This is a genomic window from Pseudomonas sp. AC112 (assembly GCF_979253545.1).
Map to the genome: position 1 here is coordinate 5,053,221 of NZ_CEEDCM010000001.1, position 17,704 is coordinate 5,070,924.

12 protein-coding genes are annotated in these 17,704 nt (G+C 63.5%); 8 read left to right on the forward strand and 4 right to left on the reverse strand.

The window, feature by feature from the left end; genetic code table 11:
- Window positions 1–159: 159 nt before the first annotated feature.
- The gene (locus AC0IYN_RS23610) at window positions 160–1,086 is read right to left on the reverse strand and encodes an alpha/beta hydrolase (protein WP_457238917.1); all 927 of its coding nucleotides are present in this window, start codon (window positions 1,084–1,086) and stop codon (window positions 160–162) included.
- Window positions 1,087–1,232: 146 nt separating this feature from the next.
- Window positions 1,233–2,384, reverse strand: a complete 1,152-nt coding sequence (locus tag AC0IYN_RS23615) for a GGDEF domain-containing protein (RefSeq protein ID WP_406598531.1) — start codon at window positions 2,382–2,384, stop codon at window positions 1,233–1,235.
- Between the two features lie 115 nt (window positions 2,385–2,499).
- Here AC0IYN_RS23615 and AC0IYN_RS23620 point away from each other — a divergent pair, with 115 nt between their 5' ends.
- The 7 genes from AC0IYN_RS23620 (at window position 2,500) to uvrA (ending at window position 13,378) form a co-directional block, all read left to right on the forward strand.
- Window positions 2,500–3,087, forward strand: coding sequence for an NUDIX domain-containing protein (locus AC0IYN_RS23620; protein ID WP_078048831.1), 588 nt, complete (start codon window positions 2,500–2,502; stop codon window positions 3,085–3,087).
- A gap of 86 nt (window positions 3,088–3,173) precedes the next feature.
- Complete coding sequence (lexA, locus tag AC0IYN_RS23625) at window positions 3,174–3,791, forward strand: transcriptional repressor LexA (RefSeq protein ID WP_034106295.1); 618 nt, start codon at window positions 3,174–3,176, stop codon at window positions 3,789–3,791.
- Window positions 3,791–4,405 (forward strand): translesion DNA synthesis-associated protein ImuA, encoded by a 615-nt coding sequence (gene imuA / locus AC0IYN_RS23630; RefSeq protein ID WP_406598533.1) that lies wholly within the window; start codon window positions 3,791–3,793, stop codon window positions 4,403–4,405. The genes lexA and imuA overlap by 1 nt, the downstream gene beginning before the upstream one ends.
- Window positions 4,406–4,412: 7 nt before the next feature.
- Window positions 4,413–5,825 (forward strand): Y-family DNA polymerase, encoded by a 1,413-nt coding sequence (locus tag AC0IYN_RS23635; RefSeq protein ID WP_471843509.1) that lies wholly within the window; start codon window positions 4,413–4,415, stop codon window positions 5,823–5,825.
- 127 nt (window positions 5,826–5,952) lie between these two features.
- Window positions 5,953–9,024, forward strand: coding sequence for an error-prone DNA polymerase (locus AC0IYN_RS23640; protein WP_471843511.1), 3,072 nt, complete (start codon window positions 5,953–5,955; stop codon window positions 9,022–9,024).
- 125 nt (window positions 9,025–9,149) lie between these two features.
- On the forward strand, window positions 9,150–10,850 hold the full coding sequence (locus AC0IYN_RS23645; protein WP_457267222.1) for an ATP-binding protein: 1,701 nt from the start codon (window positions 9,150–9,152) through the stop codon (window positions 10,848–10,850).
- Window positions 10,851–10,858: 8 nt separating this feature from the next.
- Window positions 10,859–13,378, forward strand: a complete 2,520-nt coding sequence (gene uvrA / locus AC0IYN_RS23650; protein WP_471843513.1) for an excinuclease ABC subunit UvrA — start codon at window positions 10,859–10,861, stop codon at window positions 13,376–13,378.
- Between the two features lie 115 nt (window positions 13,379–13,493).
- Here the strand turns inward: uvrA and tkt are convergent, their stop codons facing one another.
- Window positions 13,494–15,557, reverse strand: a complete 2,064-nt coding sequence (gene tkt, locus AC0IYN_RS23655; RefSeq protein WP_457238921.1) for a transketolase — start codon at window positions 15,555–15,557, stop codon at window positions 13,494–13,496.
- A gap of 175 nt (window positions 15,558–15,732) precedes the next feature.
- Here tkt and AC0IYN_RS23660 point away from each other — a divergent pair, with 175 nt between their 5' ends.
- Window positions 15,733–15,957, forward strand: a complete 225-nt coding sequence (locus tag AC0IYN_RS23660) for a DUF465 domain-containing protein (RefSeq protein ID WP_406598539.1) — start codon at window positions 15,733–15,735, stop codon at window positions 15,955–15,957.
- Window positions 15,958–16,113: 156 nt separating this feature from the next.
- On the opposite strand, the gene hglS is transcribed toward AC0IYN_RS23660, so the two are convergent.
- Window positions 16,114–17,490: a 2-oxoadipate dioxygenase/decarboxylase HglS gene (gene hglS / locus AC0IYN_RS23665; RefSeq protein WP_406598540.1), complete on the reverse strand. Its 1,377-nt coding sequence runs from the start codon at window positions 17,488–17,490 to the stop codon at window positions 16,114–16,116.
- Between the last annotated feature and the right edge of the window lie 214 nt (window positions 17,491–17,704).

A 17,704-nucleotide genomic window follows, 5' to 3' on the forward strand; every position in this document is an offset into this window, starting at 1 on the left:
CCACGAAAACCGTGGGTATCTCTGTGGATAACTTTGCGAAGCCCCGGCTGGGTTGGCGATTTAAGCAGAGGTCAATATTTGATCAACTGAGGTTTTGGCCCAGCATGGGCTGGGTTTGCGCTTGACAGCCAAGCGCGAACCCAGTGCCGAAAAGCAATTTTATGAGTCGCCGTTGCGGCCTGTGGAGTGCGTGACAATCTGCGCCGGCATCTGCGCTTGCATCAGTTTGTCCAGCGCCTGGCCATAGCTGCGACCGGCCAGGCTCATGCTGTTGTTATGGCTGGCACCAGGCACCAGTAACAGCCGCTTGGGTTCCTGGGCGGCTTCAAACAACTGCTGGCTGAAACGCGGTGGCACATAACGGTCGTCGAGGCCATGCACCACCAGCAGTGGCATATGGATATCGGCAATCTTGTCGATGGAATCGAATTTCTGCGACAGCAACCAGCGCACCGGCAACGAGGTATTCGCCACGGCGGTGGCCACATCCGCCAGCGAAGTAAAGGTGGACTCGATCACCAGCCCGCGCACCGGTAACGGTGTTTGCTTGCCCAGCTCGGCTGCCAGGTCGATGGCCACCGCGCCCCCCAGGGAGTGCCCGTAGATCAAGCGTTTTTGCGGGTCAGGTTGCAGCACCTGGAAACGTTCCCACGCGATACGCGCGTCTTCATACACCGTGGTTTCTGACGGTAGCTCGCCGTGGCTCTGACCAAAGCCGCGGTAGTCGATCGCCAGCACCGAATAGCCCAGGGCGTGCAGTTGCTCGATGCGAAACAGTTGGCCGGTCAGGTTCCAGCGCACGCCGTGCAGATAGAGGATGGCCGGCGCGTCCTTGTTGTCGGCTGGGTACCACCAGCCATGGATGTTCTGCCCTGACTTGAAACTGGCGGGCTTTAGTTCGAATTCCTGCACTGCCTTGGGCAAGCCGCTGTACCAGCTGGCGGTGCCCGGCTCGATGCGAAATACCAGTTCGCGTTCCTTGTGTTGCAGCACGGCGCAGCCCACCGGCAGGCCAATGATCAACACCGCCATGCACAGCATGGGAAACCAGCGCAGGCTCAGGCGCGAGAGAAAACGAGAGGACATGTAGGTTCCAGGAAAAAGGTGAAGCAGGGGTTTTACCAGATGGTTTCCCCAGGCAGGAATTAATTCGACAGTCGTTATTGGGGATTGCTTGCAAAGTGTTACAGCGCTCAACGCCAGAGGCCGCAGTGGTCAGGGCCGAACAAGGCCTAGGCAGTCGCCAGCCCCTGTACGCGGTTACGCCCCTGGGCCTTGGCCAAATACAGCGCCTGGTCGGCCTGGGACAGCAGGTGGGAAAGGTCATGGCCGGCCTCGTCGGTGATGACGATACCGATGCTCACACTGAGGAAACCCGGCGCCAGCAGGTCCAGTCGGGCAAATGCCTGGCGAATCCGCTCGGCCACTTCGAAGGCGCCGGTTTCATCGGCGTCGGCCAGCAGGCAGGCGAACTCTTCTCCGCCGATGCGAGCGAACACGTCACCGTTGCGTAAAGCGGCCTGGGTCACCTGGCTGAAGGCGATCAGCACCTGGTCGCCCATGGGGTGGCCGAAGCTGTCGTTCAGGCGCTTGAAGTGATCCAGGTCGCACAGTAACAGGGCCGCGCTTTGCTGGCGGCGGGCGCTGTCGGCCAACAGTTTTTCACCCTTGAGCATAAAGGCGCGGCGGTTGCCGATACCGGTCAGCGCATCACTGAACGCTGCCGCCTTGAAGCGCAACTCGGCACGCTCCTTGACCATCGCCAAGGTGACGTAGGCAATGCCGATGGCATACAGCATCGACTCGAACAGCATGAACGAGAAAAACGGCACGCCTTCACCGCCCGGAGCCTGGGCGCTCTTGATCGGCATGCCGGGGTCGAGAAAGGCGCGGACACCGTAAAAAAGGGTGTGCAGGAGTGTCAGCACAAGGGCCGGAAGGTAGGCCACTTCCAGCGTGTCACGCTGGCGCCACAGTTCCATGGCCGATAAAACCCCATAGCTGGCCGCCAGCACCGAATACAGCGTGACCCGTGCCGACAGCGAGCCATAGAACTGCGGCACCAGGCACATCAGCAGCCATATTCCACACCCGGCAAAGATCCCCGGCACGCTGGGCTTGCGTTGCACAAAGGCGCGCATGGCGGTCCAGTTCATCGCCGCACTGAGCAGCAGCACCACATTGCCGATGATCAGCGCGACAAAGTCCATGCCCACGCCACGCACCACGATCAGCCCGGTGCCCAGCGACGCGAGCAACAACATGATGCCGAGGTAGCCCAGGGTCGGTTCACGGCCACGGCTCCACGCATGCACCGTGAGCAGGCCCATCAGGCAGAACACGAACACGGCCACTATCAAGAGCGTCGGGATGTGCAGCATCATTTCCTTGAACCTGGAGGGAGTCCTTGATGGGGCGCGATTGTAGCCATATGTGACGCGCTTGACGCTGACCTTGCCACCGCGACATGCTCCAGCTCCTTTGAGCTAAGGCCTGACCATGGACAACAGCCCCGTTCGCATCACTGCAGAAGAGACCCTCTCGAAAAACTGGTACCTGCTGAAAAAATACAGCTTCGACCTACGCCGCCGCGACGGCAGCTGGCAAGCCCAGACCCGCGAGGTCTACGACCGGGGCAACGGCGCAACCATCCTGCTCTACAACCGCGCGCAACGCACGGTGTTGCTGATTCGCCAGTTCCGCATGCCCACCTTCGTCAATGACTACCACGGCTACCTGATTGAAGCGGCAGCCGGGCTGCTGGATAACGCCAGCCCCGAAGAACGCATTCGCCTGGAAGCGGAAGAAGAAACCGGCTACCGCGTGGGGCATGTGGAGAAGATCTACGCCGCGTTCATGAGCCCTGGGTCGGTGACGGAGCGCATCCACTTTTTCATGGGTGAGTATCAGCCGGGTGACCGTGTAGGCACTGGCGGTGGCCTGGAGGAAGAGGGCGAGGATATCGAAGTGCTGGAACTGGGGTTTGATCAGGCATTGGCGATGGTACAGAGCGGCGAGATTGCCGATGGCAAGACCATCATGCTGTTGCAGCATCTGGAGTTGCGGATGCTCAAAGAAGGTTGGTGAGGCAGGCTTTGCCGTAGGCGCTGGCTTGCCTGCGCTGGCGCCCACCGACTGGCGGCTATTGTCAGAAATTTCCCACAGGAGTACAAATGTACTCCATGACGACTCTAACCCCACGCCGTACCGCCATCCTGACCTTTATCCGCGACCGCATCGCGCAGCAAGGCCAGCCCCCCAGCCTCGCCGAGATCGCCGAGGCGTTCGGCTTTGCCTCGCGCAGCGTGGCGCGCAAGCATGTGCTGGCGTTGACCGAAGCCGGTTTTATCGAGGTCAACCCCAACCAGGCCCGGGGCATTCGGCTGCTTAATCAGCCGGCGCGTCCGGAATGGCTGGATGTGCCGGTGCTCGGTCGAGTGGCCGCCGGTTTGCCCATTGGCGCCGATGCTGAAGTGCACAGCCGTCTGCAGCTGGACCCTTCGACCTTCGCGAAAACACCGGACTATCTGTTGCGGGTGCAGGGCGATTCCATGATCGAGGACGGCATCCTCGACGGTGACCTGGTGGGCGTACGCCGCAGTGCCGAGGCCTTGAATGGGCAGATTGTGGTGGCGCGCCTGGATGGCGAAGTCACCATCAAGCGTTTCGAACGCAGTGGCGACAGCGTGCGCCTGCTGCCGCGCAACCCCGCGTATCAACCCATCGTGGTGGGCCCCGACCAGGACCTGGCCATCGAAGGGGTGTTCTGCGGTTTGGTGAGGCAAGGTTGATGGGCGCCGTCGTTGCACTGGACACGCTGTTCAATGGCGGGCGTGTCTGGAAGGGCCGGCCCGCTGCGCCGCCGGCCAGTGTGCACCCCACCGGGCTGGCGGCGCTGGATGCAGTGCTGCCCACGGGCGGCTGGCCGGAGGCGGCCTTGAGTGAAATCCTCATGGCCAAGGAAGGGGTAGGTGAGTTGCAACTGGTGCTGCCGACCCTGGCGCGCTTATCAAAGGCCGGCGAGCGCATTGTGCTGGTGGCGCCACCTTATACGCCGTACCCCCATGCCTGGCAGAACGCCGGGGTGGACCTGCGCCTGCTCTCGGTGATCCAGGCCGAGGAACGCGATGCCCTGTGGGCGGTGGAGCAATGCCTGCGTTCCGGCAGTTGCGGCGCGGTGTTGTGCTGGCCGCGCAAGGCCGATGACCGAGCGCTGCGGCGCCTGCAAGTCGCGGCGGAAACCGGGCAGACCCTGGCGTTTGCCTGGCGCGCCTTGAGCGAGGCGATCAATTCTTCGCCCGCGGCGTTGCGCCTGGCGGTCGAGGCCAGGCCCGCGCAGGTGCGGGTGCTCAAGTGCCGGGGCGGGCTGGCGCATCCGGCGCCGATTGCCCTGGCGGGGCATTGAGGTTGCCATGCGCTGGGTGTGTATTGTCTTCCCGCAATTGGCGCTGGACGGGGTGCAGCGTGTGCACCCCGAACCGGACCAACCCCTGGCCCTGCTGGCCGGCACGCCACAGCGGCGTGTGCTGCAAACCGTCAATGACGCCGCCCGCGCCCTGGGCCTGCGCCCCGGCCAATCCCTGACCGCCGCGCATGCCCTGGCCAAGACCTTTGCCAGCGCCGAATACGACCCCGCCGAGATCGAGCGCTCCCAACAATTCCTCGCCGCCTGGGCCTACCAGTTCAGCTCCCAGGTCAGCCTGTATTACCCGCGTGCCTTGTTGTTCGAGATCGAGTCGAGCCTGGGCCTGTTCGGGCCGTGGCCGCAGTTTGAAGCGCGCTTGCGCAGGGAACTGACCGAGCTGGGTTTTCGTCATCGCATCGTCGCCGCGCCCAACCCGGCAGCAGCGCGGGTGCTGGCCAATATCTACGATGGGCTGGCGGTGCAGGATGACGGCCTGATGCAGGCCCTGGCGCCGCTGCCCATCGACCGCGCCGGCCTCGACCCGCAGGCTGCCACGGCTTTGTCGCGCATGGGCCTGCGCACCCTGGCCCAGGTGCAGGCACTGCCTCGGCACACCTTGGCGCGACGCTTTGAGGCCAGCCTGCTCAAGCACCTGGATGCACTGGCCGGGCAACGGCCATTGGCCTTGGCGTTTTATCAGCCGCCGGACCGGTTCGATGTGCGCATCGAGCTGCATTTCGATGTGCAATCCCACCAAGCGCTGCTGTTTCCCCTGCGCCGGTTGACCGGTGATCTGTCCGCCTTCCTCTGCGGCCGCGACAGTGGCGTGCAACGCTTCGACCTGCACCTGGAACATGCCCAGGCGCCGGACAGCGTGATCAAGGTCGGGCTGCTCAGCGCCGAGCGTGAAGCGGCGATGCTGTTTGAATTGGCCCGGGGGCGCCTGGAGCAGGTCCAGGTCACCTCACCGGTGCGCGGCTTTCGCCTGGTGGCCCAGGACCTGCCGGTGTTTGTGCCGCAGCGCCAGGACCTGTTCGACGACCGCCCGCAACAGACCTTGCCCTGGGAGCAATTGCGCGAGCGCCTGCGTGCCCGCCTGGGGGATGAGGCGGTGCAGGGCCTGCGCTTTCACGCTGATCACCGCCCCGAATGCGCCTGGCAAGCGGCGGCGGATAAAAACCCGTGCCCGACCCTGAATAAAGTGCAACGCCCCGGCTGGCTGCTGAACGAGCCCACATTATTGGCCGATCACGGCGTGCAGATCCTCATGGGCCCGGAACGCATCGAATCCGGCTGGTGGGACGGCGCCGATGTACGCCGCGACTACTACCTGATCCAGACCCGCGCCGGCCAGCAAGGCTGGGCCTACCGCACCCTAGGGCAGACTGATGGGCTATGGCTGCAAGGCTGGTTCTCATGAACACCACCCCCCCTTGTAGGAGCTGGCTTGCCAGCGAAAATCGCCCAGGCACTGCGCTACCTCTGGGAGCCCACGCCACCGCTAACGACCATCGCCGGCAAGCCAGCGCCTACGGGCAGAGGCGATCATGAGTTACGCCGAGTTGCACAGCCTGTCCAACTTCAGCTTCCAGCGCGGTGCGTCCAGTGCGCTGGAGCTGTTCGAGCGGGCCAAGCGCCAAGGCTATAGCGCCCTGGCGATCACCGACGAGTGCACCTTGGCCGGTATCGTGCGCGCCTGGCAGGCGGCGAAAGCGGTGGAGTTGCCGCTGATTATCGGCAGCGAGGTGCGCATCGAGAACGGCCCGAAACTGGTGTTGCTGGTAGAGGACCTCAGCGGCTACCAGCACCTGTGTCGCTTGATCACCCTGGCTCGGCGGCGTGCCGAAAAAGGCCGCTATCGCCTGCTGCACGAGGACTTCGCGCAACCACTGCCCGGCCTGCTGGCGCTGTGGGTTGCCGAGGACAGCGACACCCAGGCCGATATCCAATGGCTGCGTCGCACCTTCACCGAGCGCCTGTGGCTGGCGGTGCACTTGCACTGTGGCCAGGACGATGCGCGCCACCTGGAACAACGCCTTGACCTGGCCGCCAGCCTGCGCATTCCGGCGGTGGCCTGCGGTGATGTGCATATGCATGCGCGCGGCCGCCGGGCCCTGCAAGACACCATGACCGCCATCCGTCACCACGTGCCCGTGGCCGAGGCCGGCACGCGCCTGCACCCCAATGGCGAGCGCCATCTGCGCAGCCTCGACGCCCTGGCCGCGTTGTACCCGCAACGCTTGCTCGACGAGACCCAGGCCATTGCCCGTCGTTGCACCTTCGACCTCAGCCAATTGCGCTACCACTACCCACGCGAACTGGTGCCCAGCGGCCACGACGCGAAATCCTGGCTGCGCGCGGTGACCGAAGAGGGCATCGCCCAGCGCTGGCCCCAGGGTGTCGACGCCAAGACCTTGCAGCAGATCAACAAAGAGTTGGTGCTGATCAGCGAGCTGGGCTACGAAAGTTATTTCCTGACGGTGCACGACATCGTGCGCTTCGCCCGCAGCCGTTCGATCCTGTGCCAGGGCCGTGGCTCGGCGGCCAACTCGGCAGTGTGCTTTGCCTTGGGCATCACCGAGATCGACCCAAGCCTGACAAACATGCTGTTCGAACGCTTCCTGTCCAAGGAGCGCAACGAACCGCCGGACATCGACGTGGACTTCGAACACGAACGCCGCGAAGAAGTGCTGCAGTACGTGTTCCAGCGCTATGGCCGCACCCGTGCAGCGTTGACGGCCGTGGTCAGCAGCTACCACGCGTCCGGCGCGGTGCGCGATGTGGCCAAGGCCCTTGGGTTGCCGCCGGACCAGATCAACGCCCTGGCCGAGTGCTGCGGGCGCTGGAGTGAAGATGCGCCACCCTTGGAGCGGCTGCGCGAAGGCGGTTTCGACCCGCAAAGCCCGATCCTGCGTCGTGTGCTCACGCTCACCCAGCAATTGATTGGCTTTCCCCGGCACCTGTCCCAGCACCCCGGCGGCTTCGTGATTTCCGAATACCCGTTGGACACCCTGGTGCCGGTGGAAAACGCCGCCATGGCGGACCGCACCATCATCCAGTGGGACAAGGACGACCTCGACGCCGTCGGCCTGCTCAAGGTGGATATCCTCGCCCTGGGCATGCTCAGCGCGATCCGCCGCTGCTTCGATCTGCTGCGCCGCCATCGCAACCGGGACCTGGCCTTGGCGACCATCCCCAAGGAGGACCCGGCCACCTACGCGATGATCAGCAAGGCCGACACCATCGGTGTGTTCCAGATCGAGTCACGGGCGCAGATGTCGATGCTGCCCAGGCTCAAGCCGCAGACGTTCTATGACCTGGTGATCGAGGTCGCCATCGTGCGGCCCGGGCCGATCCAGGGCGGCATGGTGCACCCGTATTTGCGCCGACGTAACAAGGAAGAGGAAACCACGTATCCGTCACCCCAACTGAAGGTGGTGCTGGAGCGCACCCTGGGCATCCCGCTGTTCCAGGAGCAAGTGATGCAGATCGCCATGGTCGCCGCCGACTATGGCCCCGGCGAGGCAGACCAGTTACGCCGCTCCATGGCTGCCTGGAAACGCCACGGTGGCCTGGAACCGCACCAGCAGCGCCTGCGTGCCGGCATGCTGAAAAATGGCTACAGCGAAGCCTTTGCCGCGCAGATCTTCGAACAGATCAAGGGCTTCGGCAGCTATGGTTTCCCCGAATCCCATGCGGCCAGTTTCGCCTTGCTGACGTACGCCAGTTGCTGGCTCAAGTGCCATGAACCGGCAGCCTTCGCCTGCGCGCTGATCAACAGTTGGCCCATGGGTTTCTACAGTCCCGACCAGATCCTGCAGGACGCGCGGCGCCATCGCTTGCAGATCCGGCCGGTGGATGTGCTGGCCAGCGACTGGGACTGCAGCCTGGAGCCCATCGACGGTGCGCAGCCGGCGATTCGCCTGGGCCTGCGCATGATCTCGGGGTTTCGCGAAGAGGAGGGACGGCGCATTGAGGCCGCGCGCCAGCATCGTGTGTTCAGTGACATTGCCGACCTCGACGATCGCGCCGGGCTGGAGGCGCGCGCCCAGGCCTTGCTCGCGGATGCCGGTGCCTTGCGCTCCCTGGCCGGCAACCGGCACGCCGCCCGTTGGGAAGTGGCCGGCGTGCACAAGCAACTCGGGCTGTTTGCCGGCCTGCCCAGCCCGGACGAAGCCGTGGTGGCGTTGCCGGCACCCACGGTGGGCGAAGACCTGCACGCCGACTACGCCACGCTCGGCACGACGCTGGGTCCGCATCCCCTGGCGTTGTTGCGCGCCGAGCTGCGCAAGCGACGCTGCCGCAGTTCCCAGGAGCTGATGCAGGTCGAGCATGGGCGCAATGTCAGCGTCGCCGGGTTGGTGACGGGCCGGCAGCGTCCAGGCACGGCGAGCGGGGTGACCTTCGTGACCCTGGAAGATGAGTTCGGCAACCTCAATGTGGTGGTCTGGCGCGACCTCGCCGAGCGTCAGCGCCAGGCGCTGGTAGGGTCGCGGCTGTTGAAAGTGGATGGGCGCTGGGAAGCGGTGGGCGAGGTGAGGCATCTGATTGCCGGGCGTTTGACCGACCTGACCGTGCTGCTGGAAGGCATCCATGTGCGCAGTCGGGATTTCCACTGACGGGCTCTTGCGGCCGCTGTGCCGGATAAGCTATATGCAAATGAAACGATTCATTGCGGCCACGCTCCAACGCTTTACAGTGGAACAGCGCTCCCCACCAACGCTATCGTCGCCAAGAGCCCAACATGCAATTTTTATCCAATACCCACGGCTGCGAAGGCTGGGGCGGTGAAATGGCCCAGCGGATTCGCGCCTTCGACTGGTCGACCACCGAGTTGGGTCCGATTGACCAGTGGCCCTGCAGCCTGAGCAGCGCGGTGCAAATGCTGCTGGCTTCACCCATGCCCATGGTGATGCTGTGGGGGTCGGTGGGGTACATGATCTACAACGACAGTTACTCCGTGTTTGCCGGCGGTCGCCACCCGTACTTGCTGGGCAAGCCTGTGGAACTGGGCTGGCCGGAAGTCGCCGATTTCAACCGCAACGTGCTGGACACCTGCTTGGCCGGGGGCACGTTGTCGTACCGCAATTTTCCATTGGAATTACTGCGCAACGGTCAGCCTGAAGAAGTCTGGATGGACCTTTCCTACAGCCCAGTGGCCGACGATCACCATCAACCCGCCGGGGTCCTGGTGATCGTCACCGAGACCACCGAGCACGTGAAGTCCGAACGAGTGCGCCAGGAACTGACGCACAACCTCGAACAACGGGTGGCCGAGGAAGTGCATGCACGCTCCACCGCCGAAGCCCAGCTGCGCCAGTCGCAGAAACTTGAGGCCATCGGCGGCCTCACGGGCGGCGTGGCCCACGACTTCAATAACCTGCTGCAAGTGATCGCCGGCAACCTGCACCTGCTGTCGCGCCATGAACCGGATAACCCCCAGGTGCAGCGCCGGGTCGCCGCCGCCATCGCGGCAGTGGAGCGCGGCGCCAAGCTGTCGTCACAGTTGCTCGCGTTCGCGCGCCGCCAACCCTTGTCGCCAGCGGTGTACAACCCGCAACGCATCTACGCGGGCCTCGGCGAATTGCTGCAGCGGGCGCTGGGCGAAACCATTCGCATCGATGTGCAATTGCCCCAGGATTCCTGGTGCATCAACGTCGACCGCAACCAGCTGGAAAATGCGCTGCTCAACCTGGCGATCAATGCCCGGGATGCCATGTTCGGTGAAGGCGTGATTCGCATCACTGGCGATAACATCATCCTCAACCCTGGCGATTGCGTGGGTAAAAGCATCAAGCCCGGCGAGTATGTGCGGCTGGCCGTCACCGATATCGGTGTGGGAATGTCGCCGGCGGTCCTGGCGCGGGTGTTCGAGCCGTTTTTCACCACCAAGCGCAATGGTCACGGCACTGGCCTTGGCCTGAGCATGGTGTTTGGCTTCGTGCGCCAAAGCGGTGGGCATGTCGAGCTGTGGAGCGAGGAAGGCAAGGGCACGGTGGTGCAGATGTACTTCCCCCGCAGCCTCGGCGAAGAGGTCGAGGAAACCCACGGTGAGCCAGCGCTGCATGCCGCGGGCCACGAGACCATCCTGGTGGTTGAAGACAACGAAGACGTGCGCTGCACCGTCGTCGAACTGCTGGAGCAGTCGGGCTATACCGTGCTCACGGCCGAAGACGGTGACCGCGCGATGCAGATGCTGAAGGCGGGCGTGCAACCGGAGCTGATCTTCACCGACGTGGTAATGCCCGGCCGCATCAAGAGCACGGACCTGGCCGCCTGGGCCCGTGAGCAAACCCCGCCGGTGGCGGTGCTGTTCACCTCCGGCCACACCCGCGACATTCTCTCCAGCAACCACCTGCTGAGCCCCGACATTCATCTGCTGAGCAAGCCCTACAGTCCCGAAGCCCTGGCGCAACGGGTCCGCAGCGTGCTCTGCGCCCGATAAGGTTGCACATGACTTCACAGCGCACTCTCCCCCCGATCACTGCCCAGCAGCACGGCTTTGTCCGTGTGCGTGGCGCCCGCGAACACAACCTGCGCAATGTCGATGTGGACATCCCCCGGGACGCCCTGGTGGTGTTCACCGGGGTGTCGGGTTCCGGCAAATCCTCCCTGGCGTTTTCCACGGTATATGCCGAGGCGCAGCGGCGTTATTTCGAGTCGGTGGCGCCGTATGCGCGGCGGCTGATCGACCAGGTCGGGGTGCCCGACGTGGACAGCATCGAAGGCCTGCCTCCCGCGGTAGCCCTGCAACAGCAACGCGGTACGCCGAGCGCGCGTTCGTCAGTGGGCAGCGTGACCACCTTGTCGAGCCTGATCCGCATGCTGTATTCGCGCGCCGGCAGTTATCCGCCGGGGCAGGCGATGCTGTATGCCGAGGACTTCTCACCGAACCTGCCTCAAGGTGCCTGCCCGCAGTGCCATGGTCTGGGCCGTGTGTATGAGGTGACCGAGGCGCTGATGGTGCCTGATCCGTCCCTGACCATTCGCCAGCGTGCGGTGGCCTCCTGGCCGCTGGCATGGCAAGGCCAGAACCAGCGCGACATCCTGGTGACCCTGGGCTATGACGTTGACATTCCCTGGCGTGACCTGCCAAAAAAGCAACGCGACTGGATCCTGTTTACCGAAGAGACCCCCACCGTCCCGGTGTACGCCGGCTTTACCCCGGCACAGACCCGCGATGCGTTGAAACGCAAGGTGGAGCCGAGTTACCAGGGCACGTTCGTCGGCGCGCGGCGCTACATCCTGCACACCTTCACCCACACCCAAAGCGCACTGATGAAAAAGCGCGTCTCGCAGTTCATGCAGGGCAGCGCCTGCCCGCTGTGCGACGGCAAGCGCCTGACCAAGGCGGCACTGTCGGTGAAGTTTGCCGGGGTGGACATTGGTGAGTTGTCGCAACTGTCGTTGGCGCAGTTGGCCGAACTGCTGCGGCCCGTGGCGGCAGGGCAGGACAAGATGAAACTGTCCGTGGAAAAACGCCTGGCCGCGCAGCGCATCGCCCAGGACCTGCTTGAGCGGGTCAGCACCTTGACCGAGTTGGGGCTGGGTTATCTGTCCCTGGAACGCAGTACGCCGACCTTGTCATCCGGGGAGCTACAGCGGCTGCGCCTGGCCACGCAGTTGGGCTCGCAGTTGTTCGGTGTGATCTATGTGCTGGATGAACCCTCGGCAGGTTTGCACCCTGCGGATGGCGAGGCATTGTTCACTGCGCTGGACCGCTTGAAAGCAGCGGGAAACTCGCTGTTTGTGGTGGAGCATGACCTGGAAACCATGCGCCGCGCCGACTGGCTGATCGATGTCGGCCCGGCAGCTGGCGAGCACGGTGGGCAAGTGCTGTACAGCGGCCCGCCTGCGGGGCTGGCGCAGGTAGAGGCGTCGCAGACCCGCGAGTACCTGTTCGCTGAACAGCGCGTGGCCAATCACCCACGTCGCGAGCCCACGGGTTGGCTGAAACTGGAAGGGGTAACGCGCAATAACCTCGATGACCTGAGCGTCGATTTCCCGCTCGGCTGCTTTACGGCGGTCACCGGGATTTCCGGCTCGGGCAAGTCCAGCCTGGTCAGCCAGGCGCTGTTGGAATTGGTGGGCGCTGGCCTTGGACGCGTAGTGGACAATGACGAAGAACCGAGCCTGGAAGACGACGCGCCGCAAACCAGCGGCGGGCGGATCAGCGCCGGGCTCGAACACATACGTCGCCTGGTGCAGGTGGACCAGAAACCTATTGGCCGCACGCCGCGCTCCAACCTGGCGACCTATACCGGGCTGTTCGACAACGTGCGCAAACTGTTCGCAGCCACGCCGGCAGCGAAGAAGCGTCACTACGATGCCGGGCAGTTCTCCTTCAACGTTGCCAAGGGCCGTTGCCCGAATTGCGAGGGTGAGGGCTTTGTCAGTGTCGAATTGCTGTTCATGCCCAGCGTGTACGCGCCATGCCCGACCTGTCATGGGGCGCGCTACAACCCCGAGACCCTGGCGATCAAATGGCAAGGCCTGAGCATCGCCCACGTGCTGGGGCTGACAGTGGAGCAGGCGGTGGAAGTGTTTGCCGAGCAGCCAGGGGTGCTGCGTTCACTGCAGGTGCTGCGGGACATCGGCCTGGGGTATCTGCGCCTGGGCCAGCCGGCGACCGAGTTGTCGGGTGGCGAAGCGCAGCGCATCAAACTGGCGACCGAGTTGCAACGCAATGCCCGGGGCGCCACCTTGTATGTGCTGGATGAGCCCACCACCGGCTTGCATCCGCGCGACGTCGACCGCTTGCTCAGCCAGTTGAACCACTTGGTGGACGCGGGGCATACGGTGGTTGTGGTGGAGCATGAGATGCGCGTGGTGGCGCAGAGTGACTGGGTGATTGATATCGGGCCGGGGGCCGGGGATCTGGGGGGTAAGGTAGTGGTCAGCGGCACGCCGCAGAAGGTTGCTACGAGCAAGAAAAGCCGGACTGCGCCGTTCCTGGCTAAAGAATTGATCTAACCGCCAACACCGAACAAGTGTGGGAGCGGGCTTGCTCGCGAATACGGCGTATCAGGCGACAAAAATATCGACTGATCTACCGATTTCGCGAGCAAGCGCGCTCCCACATTGTGACTCACTGTTGATTCAGTTGGATCTGCGCTTTCGCCTGCTTCACGACGTTTTCCACGGTAAACCCGAACTTCTCCTGCAACTTGGCCAACGGCGCTGACGCGCCGAAGCTGTTCATCACGACCTTGGCGCCGGTCTGGCCCACGTACCGGTCCCAGCCCAACGGGCCTGCCTGTTCCACCACTACCCGCGCCTTCACCGCTGGCGGCAACACACTGTCGCGGTAGGCCTGGTCCTGGTCTTCAAACAATTCCCAGCTGGGCATGGACACCACCTGCGCGGCAATGCCCTCTTGGGTCAGTTGCTCATAAGCCGCCACGGCCAGGCCGACTTCGCTGCCGGTCGCCAGCAGAATCACCTTGGGTTCGTCGGCACCCGCCAACACATAAGCGCCCTTGGCCGCACCGGACGCCGGCGCGTATTGGCTGCGATCCAGTGTCGGCAACGGTTGGCGCGACAACACCACGCAACTCGGCCGATGGGTTTGCGCCAGGGCCACCTTCCACAGCTCCAGGGTTTCATTCGCGTCACCCGGTCGCAGCGTCAGCAACCCTGGGGTCGCACGCAACTGCGTGAGGTGCTCGATCGGCTGGTGCGTCGGCCCATCTTCGCCCACGCCAATCGAGTCATGGGTGAACACAAACACCACCGGCAACTCCATGATTGCCGCCAGGCGGATCGGCGGTTTCATGTAGTCGCTGAACACCAGGAAGGTCGAGGTATAGGGCCGCAGGTACGACAGCGCCATGCCATTGGCAATCGCGCCCATGGCGTGTTCACGGATACCGAAGTGCAGGTTGCGCCCGCTGTAGTCGTCGGCACTGAAACGCCCGGCACCGTCAAAGGTGAGGTTGGTCTTGGTCGACGGTGACAGGTCGGCCGAGCCGCCCAGCAGCCAGGGGATCTGCTGGGCAAATGCATTCAATACTTCGCCACCGGCGGCGCGGCTGGCGACGCCCTTGGCGTCACTGTCAAAGTGCGGCAGGTCGTCTTGCCAATGCTCAGGCATTTCCCCGGCACGCATACGGCGCAGTTCGTCAGCCAGTTCGGGTTCGTATTGCTCAAGCTGCGACAGGTGCTGATGCCAAGTCTCATACAACGGCTGGCTGCGCTCCAGCAGCGCATCACGCAAGACGGTGCGGGCTTCGTCGGGCACCAGGAAGCTGGAATCCTGTGGCCAGCCGTAAGCGGCCTTGGTCAGGCGGATTTCATCATCGCCCAGTGGCTCGCCATGAGCTGCGGCGGTGTTGTGCTTATGGGGCGAGCCGTAGCCGATGACGCTGTCGACCACAATCAGGGTCGGCGCACCGGTGTTGGTCTTGAAGGTCTCCAGCGCCGTGCTCAGAGCCTGCAAGTCATTCGCGTCGGTCACGTGCAAGGTGTGCCAGCCGTAGGCCTGGAAACGCTTGATCACATCCTCGCTGAACGCCAGCTCGGTATGGCCTTCGATGCTGATGGTGTTGTTGTCATAGATCCAGCACAGGTTATCGAGCTTCAAGTGCCCGGCCATCGACGCCGCTTCGCTGCTGATGCCTTCCATCATGTCGCCGTCACCGCACAGGGTGTAGACGTTGTAGTCGAACAATACCTTGTCGTTGCGGTTGAACCGCTTGCCCAACCAACGCTCGGCCATCGCCATGCCGACACTGTTGGCGCAGCCCTGGCCGAGTGGCCCGGTGGTGGTTTCCACCCCGGTGGTCATGCGGTATTCCGGGTGGCCCGGGGTCTTGGAGTCGGCTTGGCGGAATTGCTTTATATCGTCCAGGCTGATCGCCGGCTGGCCGGAACGCTTGCCGTGGGCATCGATCTCAACCACGCCGGCCAGGTGCAACAGCGAATACAGCAACATCGACGCATGCCCCACCGACAACACAAAGCGGTCGCGGTTAGGCCAATCCGGATGCTGCGGGTGGTACCGCAAAAAGCGACTCCACAGCGTATAACCCACCGGCGCCAGGCCCATGGGCGTGCCCGGATGCCCGGAATTGGCCTTCTGCACGGCGTCCATGGCCAGGGTGCGGATCGTGTTGATGCATTGGGTGTCGACAGCGGTGGCAGCATGAGTCATGAAACCGGTCTCCCTCGGGTGGCTATCTAGAGTGGAGGGCAGGGCGCGGCAAAGGTTTGATCCAAACGCCTGCGCCGCGACGAACGGGGCCTTATTGACCCCGGACATGACAAGACCCCTCGCAATGGTCTAGCTTCTAGGGCGTAAGCCATTGATCAACTTGCGGAGGTACGCCATGCCAGTGAAACACGACCTGTATCAGGACTTGGGGTTGAGCAAGGAAGTCGTTCACGAACGCAGGGCGAGCGACAAACGCCTGGACTCGCTACTCACGCAGTACGACGACGCTGACAAGGAAGTGCTGAAGGCAGAATCAGCAAGCGCCGGCGATGAAGAGGTGGAGAAGCTGAAGAAGAAACGCTTGTTGATCAAGGATGAGATTGTGGTGAAGTTGGGGTAGCCCACCGTCCGCGTTCCTACGGGGCGCGGACACATTTATTCAGAATTGTCCGGGGGACAGGATTCTTCCCACTGCCTATCATGCCGACCGCCCACCCGGCTCTGGGGACTTTTGCGGCGCAAGGATTGCGCTGGTGAGCCGGGTGGGCACTTCATTTCATGCCAGCAGTGTTCTCGTGCATTCATCGACAGAGCGCTGCTGCGTCTCGCCATACAGCTTCAATTCATCAATCGTCTGGCGCCCCAGTGCCTTTTCAAACTCAGCCTGGTTCGAATTCGCCGCGTAGTGACTCTGCGCCGCATCCCCCAGGTTCGACTGGAAAATCCCCGCTGCACTCACCGGCAGGAAGTCCTCATACACCAACGGCTCCACATCGATATGGCCCGCCGCGATCAGTGCTTGCAGTGTGCGCGGTTGATTGGCAGTGCCACGGGCTGCCACACCTTGCGCGGTGGGGAAGTAGCGGAAGTACGCCAGGCCCTGGTCACGCAGCTGCGCGTGGTTATCCGGGAAGGCCTGGAAGTGCTGTTCCATCAATTCGACATAACGTGCGGCGTTGCCCTCATTGGGAAAAGCGCCGAGTTCGTCGCGCGCGGCGTTCAGGAGTTGGTCGTACAGTGCGCGGCCCTTGGGGGTGAGGGCGACGCCGCGCTGTTCGATTTCGCCAAAGCGTGCGCTGTGGCTGCCTTGGGCGTCGGTGAAGGCGATGGGTTCGTCGAGGGCCTTGAAGCTGGTCTGGCGCAGCAGGATTGGGCAGTGGCGGCGGGGCGGGCCTTCGATCACGGCCTTGGGGGTGATGCCCTTGCCGGGCATGGCGGCCTGGACCTGGTCGATGTCCAGGGTGCGCGGGGTCAGGTGGTTGATGTGCGGGCCTTTGAAGGCGACCACGTCGGCGATCAGGCGGTGCTGGTCGCTCAGTTGCTGGTACTGCGCGCCGGTGACGGTGGCGGTGTGGTGCCAGCGGAAGGTTTCTAGGGCCTGGCGGATAAACTCGTCGGCGTCCTGGGCATTGAGGCCGCCGTGCTGTTCCGCCTGTTCGATCAGCGCCAGGGCGCCTGGGGTGAAGATCGAACGCTTGGCCAGCGCCGCTTCGGCGAAGGCGCGCAGCTCGGGGTTTTCGATCAGTTCCAGGCGCAGCAATGAGGTGAATACCCTAAACGGACTGGTTTGCAGTGCCTGCTCGTGCACCGCGCGAAAGGCGGTGGAGTGCACCGGCACGCCGGCCGGGGTCAGGTCGTAGTAGCCCACCGGCTGCATGCCCATCACCGCGAACAAGCGGCAGATGGTCGCCAGCTCAGCGGCGGTGCCCAGGCGGATCGCGCCGTGGCGTTCCATGTCCAGGCGCTGGATTTCGCCAGTGCGTTGCAGCTGTTGCGCCAGCTGCGGTTGGGTGTCGAGCACGTGGGCATTGGTCTCGGCCACCAGCTCCATCAGCGCGCCATACAGCGGAACTTCATCCCGGTACATGTCGGACATGGCCTTGGAAAAGCCCTTGCGGATCTCGTCTGGGCTGACATGTACGGTGCTAGGCATAGAAAAATTCCTGATGGCTGTGGCGACGAAGGTGGCCTTTGCCTGGATTCTGTTGAGCGCCAGGCCAAGTGGCAAACGAAGATTCTTCAGGACTTCATTCTGCAAATGAATGAGATGACGTGAAGATGACAAAAAACGGCCCGTGCGAAATTTCATTTTCGCGCGTTTTTCCTAACTAATTCTTCACGGAACCTGCCCCGGTCGGCATGAAAGA